At 35.6% G+C, this 12,549-nt stretch carries 11 protein-coding genes; all 11 read right to left on the reverse strand.

The genetic code is table 11. The annotated features are described in order from the left end of the window. Window positions 1-36: 36 nt before the first annotated feature. The 11 genes from D8991_RS05655 to D8991_RS05705 all read right to left on the reverse strand — a co-directional run bounded on the left by D8991_RS05655 (window position 37) and on the right by D8991_RS05705 (window position 12,529). On the reverse strand, window positions 37-447 hold the full coding sequence (locus D8991_RS05655) for a hypothetical protein (RefSeq protein WP_160224495.1): 411 nt from the start codon (window positions 445-447) through the stop codon (window positions 37-39). A 287-nt stretch (window positions 448-734) separates the two neighbouring features. Continuing rightward, window positions 735-2,705 carry a DUF4200 domain-containing protein gene (locus D8991_RS05660; protein WP_160224494.1) on the reverse strand — a complete coding sequence of 657 codons (1,971 nt, stop codon included), beginning with the start codon at window positions 2,703-2,705 and terminating at the stop codon, window positions 735-737. Between the two features lie 456 nt (window positions 2,706-3,161). After that, window positions 3,162-4,589 carry an adenylosuccinate lyase gene (purB, locus tag D8991_RS05665; RefSeq protein WP_120489192.1) on the reverse strand — a complete coding sequence of 476 codons (1,428 nt, stop codon included), beginning with the start codon at window positions 4,587-4,589 and terminating at the stop codon, window positions 3,162-3,164. Between the two features lie 229 nt (window positions 4,590-4,818). Next, window positions 4,819-5,334, reverse strand: a complete 516-nt coding sequence (locus D8991_RS05670; protein ID WP_185123860.1) for an SRPBCC family protein — start codon at window positions 5,332-5,334, stop codon at window positions 4,819-4,821. A gap of 3 nt (window positions 5,335-5,337) precedes the next feature. Then, on the reverse strand, window positions 5,338-5,772 hold the full coding sequence (locus D8991_RS05675; RefSeq protein ID WP_120489713.1) for a winged helix-turn-helix transcriptional regulator: 435 nt from the start codon (window positions 5,770-5,772) through the stop codon (window positions 5,338-5,340). 157 nt (window positions 5,773-5,929) lie between these two features. Then, window positions 5,930-6,589: a hypothetical protein gene (locus D8991_RS05680; RefSeq protein WP_120489193.1), complete on the reverse strand. Its 660-nt coding sequence runs from the start codon at window positions 6,587-6,589 to the stop codon at window positions 5,930-5,932. 277 nt (window positions 6,590-6,866) lie between these two features. Next, a complete protein-coding gene (locus D8991_RS05685; RefSeq protein WP_120489714.1) occupies window positions 6,867-7,241 on the reverse strand; it encodes a hypothetical protein in 375 nt (124 codons plus the stop codon). Window positions 7,242-7,342: 101 nt separating this feature from the next. Next, complete coding sequence (locus D8991_RS05690; RefSeq protein ID WP_221407568.1) at window positions 7,343-8,353, reverse strand: hypothetical protein; 1,011 nt, start codon at window positions 8,351-8,353, stop codon at window positions 7,343-7,345. 180 nt (window positions 8,354-8,533) lie between these two features. After that, window positions 8,534-10,165 (reverse strand): type I restriction-modification system subunit M, encoded by a 1,632-nt coding sequence (locus tag D8991_RS05695; RefSeq protein WP_120489195.1) that lies wholly within the window; start codon window positions 10,163-10,165, stop codon window positions 8,534-8,536. Between the two features lie 3 nt (window positions 10,166-10,168). Further along, window positions 10,169-11,227, reverse strand: coding sequence for an AAA family ATPase (locus tag D8991_RS05700; RefSeq protein WP_120489196.1), 1,059 nt, complete (start codon window positions 11,225-11,227; stop codon window positions 10,169-10,171). 3 nt (window positions 11,228-11,230) lie between these two features. Next, entirely contained in the window at window positions 11,231-12,529 is a 1,299-nt protein-coding gene (locus D8991_RS05705) for a restriction endonuclease subunit S (RefSeq protein WP_221407569.1), read from the reverse strand. Window positions 12,530-12,549: the final 20 nt, after the last annotated feature.

The raw sequence follows: 12,549 nt of genomic DNA on the forward strand, positions 1-12,549 counted from the left end.
TTTAATCTTTTAAGAAGTTATTCTGTATAATATTCATTATCCTTTCTTATTTTGGTGGCATTCCTTTACCTTTTTGGCTACTTCTGCTCGGTTAGTTTCCAAATAATCCAGCAGTCCGTAGGGTATTCTACTTTTGTCAAGGATATCAAACTGGATTTTTAGACATTTATAAAGTTGAATTTCACCTGTTTCATTCAAATATAAAAAGGCAATATCGCCTTTTTTTAAAGTATTGGTCTTGGTATCGGTTTTTATTTTTAAATCGGTAGTATCAGTAATGCTATTGAATAGTTTTTTTATTAATTCACGATTATTTTTGATATTTTCATAGTAAGAATCTTTCACAAATCTGCTCTTTGCGATATCCCATTTCAACTTAATATCCTTAGAAAATACGATTTGTATTTCCTCTTTTAAATATTCTTTTGGGGAGTTATTGAGTGACATTTGTACAGGGTTTGCCTTGCAGAACCCCAGTATCAACACCAATAGCAGAAAGGTGATTTTTTTCATTTTTACTTTGCTTATCCAGAAATTCTGAATTTTTCTGCACAAATATACAATAAATATGGATTTTAACCTCTCATAATAGTGATTGCTTTAAAGGAACTTTCGGATAATTTTACAGGGAAGTGGTTACTCAACCTTGAATGCTGATTATCTTATACTTGATAAGATGAGAAAGAAATAGCCCTCTTACTGATATAAGAGGGCTATTGATAAGCATTTTATATTTACTCTACTAAAAGTTTTTCTAATCTCTCCAATCGAGATTTTAGTTCAGCGATTTCTGCATCTTTCTCTTTTAGCTTCTTATCTTGCTCAATAGTGTGTAGATAAAGTTCTTCTATTTTCTCCACATTTTTAAGCTGAGTATCCATCAGGTCTATATAGCCTTGCTTTTTAATAGCCTCAGCAGATTTATAGCCTGGCAAATGCCCATTCTGTTTTACAAAATTCTCTACTTGAGAAAGACTTGCAAAAGTATAGTCTGGTTTAATGGTAGAATCCCCCGTATAATACTTCTGAAATACATAGTCTGGGAAAATACTTGCACCATTTTTACCTACAAATGAACTAGCTAATAGACTACCTGTATTGTCTATACTCACATCATCTCTTCCTACTAATTTTATATTACCATTATTAGAATCTTTTTCCCAAAGTTGAGCTAATGTCTGGCTAGCATTAGTTCCTGCTTTTAACACTCCATCTTTATCTACATATACTTGGCGATAGCCTGTACTTGTGCTTTTTAATGAGCCAAAACGAATATCTCCGCTTTCAGTATGAATCGCTCTATTAATTTCAGAACCCGCTTCTACATTACCTATATGAAGTCCATACATTTTCTTAATCGTCCCTCCTGTAACAGCTTGAGGATAAAAATTAAATGCCTTATAAGTATCTATATTAGCTCCTGCTTCTACAGTAGAATAAGTAGAATAATCTTCATAGCTTGTAATTGTACTGCCCGATTTTATATTTGATACTGATTGATGCCCAATAAGAGTAGTAGCTTTAGCACCTGACTCTGTTGCGATAAACTGAATAGTTCCCCTTACTCTTTCACTGGTTGAATTTTCATTTAGAGTAATATTATTTTTCTGATTATAAGAATAACTAGCTGTTGCTTGAGGTGCTATATTAACATAGTTATCAATTCCTATAATACCCTCTACATTATGCGGAGTATTACTTCCCCCCCTAGGAACGGTTTGAGTTGCAACTTCTGATGCTACCCCTCTGATAGTTTTAGCCTGTCCAAAATTATGTACTATAGCTCTCATACCATAAAGCCTTTCAACTCCACTAGCATAGTTTCTTGCACTAAATCTACCTCCTATTGCATTTTCAAGTGCAGGTCTGTAAGTACTATCAGGTGTGCCTACGGTTACTACTCCTGCTGCACCTATTACATTATCTACCTTATTGTTTGAAAATAAATCTACACTTGAGTTTGCTCCATATATGCTTCCCAATGTAGATGTAATATCTTTTGCTACCACTCTATTTTCAGAAAGCTGATAAATAGAATTAGGCTTTACTTTACTCACATGACCTTCCTTTATAATTGCATTATTCTGGAAGAATGAATAATATTCTTTATTGGTTCCAAAACCTTCCTTAGGAAGCGTATCTGAGCTTGAAAGAAAGGCAAAAGGAATCGTATTTTCTACATAACCTTTTACACCTGAACCTCTATGCCATAGTAAATCATTTTCCGTAACTCCACCCAAATTAAAGGTAATTTTTCTATTAGAACCATAAGACACTACATCATTATTACCTTCTGCTGGTTTTAGATAAGTTTTGATAACCCCATTATCTGTTCTCTGAGCCCAGAGATTACTATCTGTACTTACCCATTTAGTACCATTATAGTAGTAGAAACCCTCACTTTTCACTTCGGATACCTTAGTATCTGTACCTGTATAGGTAATGTTATTTACATACACAAGGGTAGATTTCTCTGGACTTTCAATATTTGCAAGTCTCTTTTTACTTAATCTTGGGATAAGCAATCCCTCTTTGGTTGTTGAAGTTTCTTTTGCATTCTCAGAACTAGGCTGAATATCCATTGTAGCCTTTGGAGTATCAGTGTTTAATCCTAACTTTCCATCGTACTTTTCTTGTGCACTTAGCATTACGCCAAATCCTAAAAAAGCCATTGCACCAGCTTTTAGAAATAGTTTTTTCTCCATTTATAGTATATTTAGTATTTGCGCTCCCTCCCCTTTTCCGAGAGCTTTGTTATTTAATAATTTCTTTTCACTTTAAACAAGGGGATATTTTAAAGCTTATTACTTTCTTAAAAATAGTATTTATTAAATTTTTAATTAAACTACAATTTATAATATCTTTTTTAATACTTACTATTTAATTAAAAAAATAAATGCGCGCAAATATACAGTTTTTTCTTGCAGAAATCTCAATTTTCACTATCAAAAAAAAAGAGTTTCCTTTCTTCTTATTTTCAATTTTATGCCGTCATAATTTTTTATGTAATTAATAAAAATTCTTTCTCAAAAAAAGTTTCTATATAATATATAAAGACTTCCACTAAAAAAAGTAGAAGTCTTCTATTTTCTATCAAATTTGGCAAAGCCTTTCAATTATCTTTAAGTTACTGATATTAGGCTTTATAATTAAAAATAACCTCAAACCTTCAAATCTGCTTCTAAGCCTATCAAGTCTTTGTATTTATCAAGTATAGGTTGCACTTCATTATTTACAAACTCTTCGGTTTGGATTGGAGCAAAACCAATGAAGTTTTTCGGTTCGAGGACTTCAGCGATTTTTGATTTATCCATTTTGAGGGAAGAGTCGCTCATTATTCGTTCTATAAGGTCGTTGTCTTTACCTTCGATTTTTACTTTTTTGCTCGCTTCCATCGAATGCTGGCGAATGGTTTCGTGGATTTCTTGGCGGTCGCCACCCGCTTTTACTTCCTCCATTATAATGTATTCGGTCGCCATAAACGGTAGCTCCTCCATTATATGCTTATGGATTCGGTTTTCATAAACCACCAGACCGCTCATTATATTATTCCAGATAAGGAGGATGGCATCTACGGCAAGGAACGCCTGCGGAATGGTAAGTCGCTTGTTTGCCGAGTCATCTAGCGTACGCTCAAACCACTGTGTGGAGGCTACCATAGCCGAACCAGAGGATACTGACATTACGAATTTTGCCAAAGCACCAATTCTCTCCGAGCGCATCGGATTTCTCTTGTATGCCATAGCCGATGAACCGATTTGGTTCTTCTCAAAAGGCTCTTCCACCTCTTTAAGGTTCTGAAGAAGGCGAAGGTCATTCGTGAATTTGTGGGCTGACTGAGCAATATTTGACAATAACGCAACCACCTTAGCATCTATCTTGCGATCGTAGGTTTGCCCCGATACACCGAAGACTTTCTCAAAGCCGAACCTTTTGGAAAGCTCCCTATCCAAGTGTTTTACTTTGGAATAATCTCCATTAAACAGCTCGAGGAAGCTCGCTGCCGTACCCGTAGTCCCTTTCACCCCGCGGAATCTGAGTGTTTCGAGGAAAAATTCTAATTCCTCAAAATCTAAAATCAGAGACTGTAGCCAAAGCGTAGCCCTCTTGCCCACTGTGGTGAGCTGCGCAGGCTGAAAATGCGTAAAGCCCAGCGTTGGGAGGTCTTTATATTTTAGGGCAAAATCCGATAATTTCTTCATCACATTGATGAGCTGCTTGCGGATAATCATAAGCCCGTCGCGAATCTGGATAAGGTCGGTATTATCCCCTACGAATGCGGAAGTTGCCCCCAGATGGATAATGCCCTTTGCAAGCGGCGCCACATCTCCATAAGTATGCACATGCGCCATTACATCGTGGCGGAATTTCTTTTCATATTCGGCTGCTTTAGCAAAATCAATGCTCTCCGCTTGCTCCTTCAGCTGGCGGATTTGCTCCTCAGAAATATCCAAACCTAAATCTCTTTCAATCTCTGCAAGTGCAATCCAGAGTTTTCTCCAAGTTCTAAACTTATTATTCGGTGAAAAATTATAGAGCATCTCCTCACTGGAATATCGCTCCTCCAAAGGGTTTTTGTAAGTATTCATTCTTATTTTTTTAGATTTTTTAATACAGGCAAATATAGAAAAACTTTAAGGGATATCACTGCTATAAAAGCTAATTAAGGATAACTTATAATTAATATTCTAAAAAGATAATGAAAAATATAATATATTCGCAATAAGAAAGAAGACATTTATATTAAAAATGAAAGAGAATAATCTCCTAAATAAAGCAAAAATACTACTCTTATTTCAGAGCATATTATTTTATATATCATTTTGCCTTTGTTTTTTCAAGTTCTATTCGAGCTGTGAGCTCTTCTTGGTATATAGTCATAAACTTGTTTAAGTCCATAAAAGCATACCCAACTAAGCGATAGATTAAATTCTTGTATTCGATCTTCTCTGTTGCAGTAAATAGAGTTTTACCACCTTCCTCTGGTTCGAATGTTGCCTGCGACTCTCCTGTGAACATTTTACTATCCATCTTAAAGCTGTAGAAAGAGTGTGGTATCTTCTCAAGTGTTTTAAAACGAATTGTTACACCATTAGCAGTCTCTTCCCATTCTTCAATATCCCCTTGGGTACGGATGATCTCCAAATCATCCAAAGAACTTCTGTAATGCCAATCTTGATTGTTGGTCACGATAGCAAAAACGACATCAATAGGGGCATCTAAAACACACTGCTGTGTCTTTATTCTGGTTCTCGGAAAAAGTACTCCTATGAGAACAACAACCAATACAAGCAATAAAAGCCCGCTCAATATTATGTACAACATATTCTTCATATTCTATTTGATTATTACCCACTTTCCAGCCTTTGTAGAGCCTTCGTGCTTGATGATTCCCAATTTGGTCATATTCTTAATATGATATTTAATTCCGTCAAGAGTAATACCGATAGATTGAGCCAACTCCTTTTGAGTAATTTCAGGCTTTGCCTGAATAGCTGCTAAAATCCTTTCTTGGGTAGTTTCTTGGGCTTTTCTTGGATGTTTCTTGGATGTATCTCCTCCAAAGCCTTCTTCAAAATACTTTTGAGAGACGTTCTCAACTACTCGAAAAGCTGTAATCAATGAAAAATCAAAAGAGGCTTGCCCGTTACCATTTTCTTCCAATTCCTTCTGAACTCGATAGACACCACGGCTGAATCGGTTTACATAGCCCAAGACTTTCATTGCTTCAGCAATAAAGGAATTCCGATAATCACTCTCTTGCCTGCTCATAATCTGATTTCTCACGACATGAAGATATATGGCTTAATTTTCTGTAAATTCATTAGATTTGCCTTTTAGGAGTATTCGTACCACTACTATTACCCCAATTGAAATAGCAATAACACAAATCTCCCAAATAAACAATGGCTACATATAAGAATAAGGTTTATCTAAATCTTTCAATCCATCGATAATCATCCCCTTTGGTACTCCATTGAAATTTCCACATATCACCTGTATTATCGTTTATAAGATAGTATTGATACATACTTGTCAGTGGCTGAATAGAAAATATACACCTTTTGTTATTTTCGACTAATTCGTATTTATTGATAGGAATACAAAATAGCTTGTCTAAATCTTGTGTACTATATTGAACTTGCCACAGTCTCCCATCATATGAATCCAACAATATAAATGTCCACATATTTTGAGTGGCAAACATCTGAAATCTATTAGTCCAATTTGAAGATTTCTCAGGATATGCAAGGGAAAATATATTAATTGGTGCAGCAAACATGTAATTTTTACCCTTGACACTAAACTGAACTTGCCAATTCCTACCTGTATACGTATCAAGCATTATGAATGTCCACATATTCTGTGTTTCATAAAGACGAAATCTTTCTTCTTTATCACCCAAAACTTCTCTCGCACTACAAATTTCCCAAGACTGGCCATCATCTTGAATTTGTTGAACTTCACCTGTCATCGTATTTAAGCGAAGTTGATTATGGTAGTTCTGAGTCATATACATTTTATAGACTTGGGCATATGATGTAGAAGCGATAACCATTAGAGCAAAAAACACGAAAAGCTTTTTCATTATCTGTTATGTTATTATTTGAAAATTAACGGATTATGTTTTTAGTCATAATTATACCAGACACATTTTGAATAAGGCGCATACCATTGGGTGCTAAATATCCTCTAAAATGAGATAACCATTCTTACCACTCCCCGCCATATCATTTGAAAAAGCACATATCGCCTGACAAAACTTATCCATATTGCCAGTCGATTCTGTTCTCTCAATATTGTAGCTTTCAGTGTCCTAGAGCATTTGTAGAAGTTCCTTCTTAGTGATCATGTTGCTTATTGAATCATTTCATATTCGAGATAAATTTGTCGACCTCTGCTTCATCTTGTATTAAATTAATTAGGATATCTCTAACTGATAACTTAGATTGTTTGCCACACATATCTTGACGTATTGTCAGCATGAAGGACAAAAAGGCTCCCATTATTTCTTTCTGATTACTTGGAGCCTTTGAAGATTTAGTGAGGAATGAATTAAAAGCATAGAAAACAGCATCTGAGCCATACATGAATATATCCTTTTTGGAGTCAATCATTTTATCCATTATGGACTTGTTGGCAACTCGTTTATCATTCTTTGTATCTTTCAATATACCAAAGAATACAGAAACAACATCAGCATAAGCCTTGTATTTTTTATCTGACAGCTGATTCTCCATTATTTTTATCCGTTCAGTTTTTCTGTAAATTATCCATCCCAATATCGTACAGATTATAGGAAGTAAGACAGATAAAAATTTATAAATCCAATCATTCATAATCACAACCCTTTCGGAACTAGACCTAAATTATTGATAGACTCATTTACAAACTGAAGAGACTCGTGTATTCTTAACACTTCCTCATAATCCCAAAATCGAACTTCATCCTTTATGGGTAAGGCTGCTATCTCCCTTTTTATTCTTTCGATTTGCTTTTGGTCTGTTACGGCGACTATTCCCTGAACAGCCTTATTGTTTTTAGATTTCATCAGATTGAGGATAAGACTATCAATAGAACCTGCAGTTTGAACTTCAAAAACATAGATGACACGCCCCATATTACCAATGGTAACTTCCCAAACAGCATCCACAACCGCTCCATCTGCAACTTTCTTCTCTACTTCGGCTCTAAAACCCAAGCATCTGCCAATTTCTGCAACTTTGTCCCTAATGTCATTATGTATAAAAGTCGCTTCTTTCGTAGAAGTCGGTAATGCCTCCTTGTCTTTCTGCTTTGACGTTGCTGCAGATTCTTTTGTTTCTTCCTGTAACTCCTGCCAAATAAAGGAATTAAGCGTAAGCATATCCGTCACGATCATATTCTCTGAGCACTTGATCTCGCTGATAATCTGCCTCCCGATTTCACATAATTTGGAATATTTATGCCCGTTCAATCGGGCTTCAAATCTCGGCAAATTAGCAACTTCAAGCGCAGAGAATCCATTGTAGGTTTTCTTATTCCACAGGAGGTATGAGTCCGGGTAGGTTTTACAGAGTAATTCGCTCATAATCGCAGGTCCAATTCCTTTAACTTTGGAACGAAATTCATCCCACCGCTTTTCAATAGGAGATGTACCATAAATCAAATTGGCAAACTGTTCGCGGAGCAAATCCATTCCATTAGCTTCTATGATATTATCTATCTGATAATGTTTATTGCCCCACATAGCCATTGCCCAGAGAGGAGCGATATAATCATAGAGCTGCTCCTCCGACATATTCAATAGAACTTCTCTTGTAAAGCTACGAGCTTGGATTGCAAGTTCTTCACATTCTCTATGTTCAAGCATAGCCTGCGTTTTGTTCTCAACAAACCACCTTTGGTATTTTCCCAACGCCTCAAGTAAAATCTGTTTATTCATAACCTAAATTTTGTACGTCTGATTTTCAAAAAGATGAACGGACAATAGATATCAATTCTTACTGCTAATACTTGTTACAGAAGAGTTGAGTAAGCTTCTTTATAACGATTATATCATAGGTAACCCCAACTCTTTCAAAAAAGCATTGTGTTCATCACTATATTCTTTTATCTTATCGTTTATTTCCATTAGTTTTTTATTTACTTCTCCCAAATCGACAGGCTCTTCCTCTACGGCAGTGTTTACATACCTCGAAATATTCAGATTATAGCCATTCCTTTCAATTTCTTCCATGGATACTTTGCGGGAATAGCGCTCGGTCTCTTTACGAAATTTGTAAGTCTCGACAATTCGGTCGATATGCTCATCTAAAAGTACATTTTGCCTTTTCCCTTTTTCAAAGTATTCGACGGCATTGATAAAAAGCACATCATCAGCTCGTCTACACTTTTTCAAAACTAAAATACATACGGGAATCCCTGTGGAATAGAATAAATTGGAAGGTAACCCGATTATAGTGTCGATATTGTTGTCTTTCAGTAGTTTGGTGCGAATCTTTTCTTCCGCACCGCCACGAAACAGTACGCCATGAGGTAAAATAATGGCCATGGTTCCTTCTTGCGACAAAAAATGCAAGCCGTGCAGTAAAAATGCAAAATCTGCCGCTGACTTTGGAGCCATTCCATAACTTTTAAAGCGGAAATCTTCCGCTAAGGCATCGGTGGGGTCCCAACGCAGGCTAAATGGAGGATTGGCTACAATGGCATCAAACTCCATTTTTTTTGCCGGATTCATCTCTTTTAGCATTTCCCACTGGTTCAACAATGTATCTCCATGAAATATCTCAAACTCACTGTCTTTCATACCATGCAAAAGCATATTCATTCGGGCAAGGTTGTAGGTGGTGATATTTTTTTCCTGTCCGTAAATTTTCCCGACACTCCCTTTCGCCTTTATCAATCGGTTTCTTACATTGATCAGCAGTGAACCCGAACCACATGCAAAATCCAGCACTTTATTCAATTTAGGTTTGTCTCCCGTTTCAGGGGATTGAGAATCTAAAATCACAATACGGGAAAGGATGGTGGAGATTTGCTGTGGGGTATAGAATTCTCCCGCCTTTTTCCCCGAACCCGCAGCAAACTGTCCTATTAAATATTCGTAAGCATCACCCAAGGTATCGGTGTCTGTCGAGAAGTCGGCAATACCCTCGGCTATTTCCCGTACGATTTTACAAATCTTATCATTTCTTTCTTCTTGCGTCTTGCCCAATTTTTCCGAGTTCAGATTAATTTCCGAAAAAAGACCTTTAAAGGTGCGGTCAAACGATTCGTTTTCAATATACCGAAAACCGTCTTGCAAGGTTTGAAGCAACTCCTTATTTTGGGTGCGGGACAATTCAGTGATGTTACTCCAAAGATATTTCGGTTTTATCACATAGTGTACCTTCTTGCGCATCTGTTCTTCAAATGCGTTGATATCCTTTTCGTTTTGGCTATACCAAATTTCCAATGCCGGAGGAACCACAAAATCGGGTCTTGAATCCGTAGAAGGACTGGATGGATAGTCTTTGCCTAACTCTTTTTTGGCTGCTTCTTCGTAATTGAAAGATAAATACCGCATAAAAAGAAATGAGAGCATATAATCGCGAAAATCATCGGCATTCATTGCCCCTCTCAGTTCATTGGCAATTGCCCAAAGGGTATCGCCTAATTTTTTATGTTGTTTTTTTTGTGTCATTGATCAATGAATTATAAAGTTATATTTTTCTTGAATCTTATTGAAAACTTCTTTAAGCAATTCGATATCATTATGGTTTAAGATAATAGGCTGAGGTCTTGCGTCTTTATGTGATAAGGAATTTATTTGGTGGCTTATTTGCTCGATATTGTCTCTATATCCTATCTCTTCCAAAGCCTTTTTTATACCTCCTGCACCTAAAAAAGAAGAGATAATTTCCAGAAGTTGACGAAGTATAATGATATGGTAACCTTCTATATCATTATTTTCTGTACTCTCTTGCAAAATATGCATTAGATATAAATGATATAGGAATACATCTTTGTCATGGTTTCTCAACTCTAACTCATTATTGCGGAGACTTAGAATCATTCGTTTGGTACTGTTTTTATATCTGCTATTCATCAACCTGTCTGATAATATTGAGAATAGACCTATATGATGAGTTGTTATAATAATTCTTTTTTCGGATATTGAAGATATTTTATCTTTAATCAAATTGATTATCGAGTCAGCGGTAATGAATATGTTATGCTCATCCATACTTGATACAGGATCATCTATGAAGAAGTGGGAATTTTGTTCACCTGTCCAAGCGTCAGTTTCAAATAATGCAAGAAAGAAACACCAAATAAAAATTCTCTCTTCCCCTCTAGAGATTTTTATATTTTTCTCATTATCTCTTGAAAAACGAATTGCATCGATGCCAACTTCTGGATCCGGATTATTGTCAAATTCGTAAGTGTATTTTGGAAGATATGGTGCTAACTTTTCCTCCAGTAAACTAGGATTTTCAACAATAGAACTGAAATACGGATTCAAACTACTTTTTAGTATTTCAAGCCTCATATTTTCATTATCATTATCTTCATCATTGTCCCATCTAAACAAGTCTTCACTGTAAGCATTGTAATAAACGCCCGTATGCTTATTACCATCCTTTGTTATATTTTTGTATTCAACTGATAATTTTGTTTTTCCTGTTGAGTTGAAAGCATAAATTAACACTATCGGTTGCTCATTCGTTTTTAATTGTATTGCTATTTCATTTATTGTTGCCATATCCTAATTTTTAAGTTTTGGAAACAAGCCTTGCATCAGCCCCTTTTTATGCTGCTTTAGTTGTTCTATTTTTTTGCTTTGTGCCGTAATCAGTTCATCTAAAGAAGATAGGCAAGAAGCGATTTTTTGTTGTTCTATTATGTTTTTGGGAAATAAGATTCGAATTCTTGAAATTCTTGTTGCTGAAATTCCTAAAACTTTAGCACCTTGTGCTTCTCTTTGAATTTGTTTCCTGACCCAATCTGATTTGAATAAATAACCTCCAAAACCAATTGCCAATTTTTGTTTTCTTTGTCTGGCTAATAGTGTATGTAAACCCGAAACAAGTTTCTCGTTATTTAAATTAATTATTTCAATACTTTTCCCTATATCGTCAATGTCTTCCGAAGCATCCGCAAAAATAATATCTCCTTCTATGCAGTAATTGTCCTTTTTAATTTTTACGGGAACACTATATTTTATAAAGGGAACTTTCTCTTTTGTTATATCAAACAAAGTGCTAAATGTTGTATGAATATCCCCATAATGAATGTTTTTAACTATTCCTTTCTCATAGCTTAGGTGTTCCCTTGATAATGAATTTGTAGATTTAAAATCATAAACCTTCCCCAACGTTTCTTCTTTCCATTCCCCGCTATCTTCAAACTCCTTAAACCTTAACTTGGGCACTTTTTTGCCCTCTTGCGGGAACAGATTTTGCATCAATCCTTTTTTGTGTGCTTTGAGCAGTTCCAATTTTTGACTGTGAGCGGAGATAAGTTCGTCTAAAGAGGAGAGACAAGCGGCGATGCGTTGTTGTTCTTTTCGATTTTTAGGTGCCGAACAACTAAATTCCTCCAAGTCAGAATTTTTTAAATTATTTATGTTCCCACCGCCAATTGATAAAGCAATAAAATCTTGATAAGTATCAGATTGCAAGAGGTATTTCGTAAAACTATTCTTTGGTCTTAATATGGAGCAGAATGCGCCGACAGTAATATTTCCTTCATAACCTTCTTTATATTCAGCATTTTTCCCAACTAAAGCTTTACTTCCATTGGACATACATATTACTATGTCACCATTTTGTAATTTTAAATTTTCAGGACACTCTTTGTTCACAAAAACTAAATTATTATTCAAAACAAGGTTATCATCTTGAATATTTCCTGACCTCAATACTAATAAACCGTTACTCGCCGTATCTTCTGCTCCGTATGTTAAACCTCTATAAAAAGTTCCCAATTGCTTTAGCTTAATAAATCCCCATTCCCCGCTATCTTTAAATTCGGGGAAGCGCAACTCAGGTAATATTTTTTTCATTTTACTCATTTTTCGTCTCT

This window comes from Bergeyella cardium, assembly GCF_003614945.1.
Taxonomy (GTDB): Bacteria; Bacteroidota; Bacteroidia; order Flavobacteriales; family Weeksellaceae; genus Bergeyella_A; species Bergeyella_A cardium.

Excerpts from the sequence above, each read along its gene's own strand:
- D8991_RS05685 (WP_120489714.1), bottom strand. The coding sequence starts at position 7,241 with ATGGAGAATCAGCTGTCAGATAAAAAATACAAGGCTTATGCTGATGTT.
- D8991_RS05680 (WP_120489193.1), bottom strand. The coding sequence starts at position 6,589 with ATGAAAAAGCTTTTCGTGTTTTTTGCTCTAATGGTTATCGCTTCTACA.
- D8991_RS05700 (WP_120489196.1), bottom strand. The coding sequence starts at position 11,227 with ATGGCAACAATAAATGAAATAGCAATACAATTAAAAACGAATGAGCAA.
- D8991_RS05670 (WP_185123860.1), bottom strand. The coding sequence starts at position 5,334 with ATGAAGAATATGTTGTACATAATATTGAGCGGGCTTTTATTGCTTGTA.
- purB (WP_120489192.1), bottom strand. The coding sequence starts at position 4,589 with ATGAATACTTACAAAAACCCTTTGGAGGAGCGATATTCCAGTGAGGAG.
- D8991_RS05655 (WP_160224495.1), bottom strand. The coding sequence starts at position 447 with ATGTCACTCAATAACTCCCCAAAAGAATATTTAAAAGAGGAAATACAA.
- D8991_RS05690 (WP_221407568.1), bottom strand. The coding sequence starts at position 8,353 with ATGCTTGAACATAGAGAATGTGAAGAACTTGCAATCCAAGCTCGTAGC.
- D8991_RS05695 (WP_120489195.1), bottom strand. The coding sequence starts at position 10,165 with ATGACACAAAAAAAACAACATAAAAAATTAGGCGATACCCTTTGGGCA.
- D8991_RS05660 (WP_160224494.1), bottom strand. The coding sequence starts at position 2,705 with ATGGAGAAAAAACTATTTCTAAAAGCTGGTGCAATGGCTTTTTTAGGA.
- D8991_RS05705 (WP_221407569.1), bottom strand. The coding sequence starts at position 12,529 with ATGAAAAAAATATTACCTGAGTTGCGCTTCCCCGAATTTAAAGATAGC.
- D8991_RS05675 (WP_120489713.1), bottom strand. The coding sequence starts at position 5,772 with ATGAGCAGGCAAGAGAGTGATTATCGGAATTCCTTTATTGCTGAAGCA.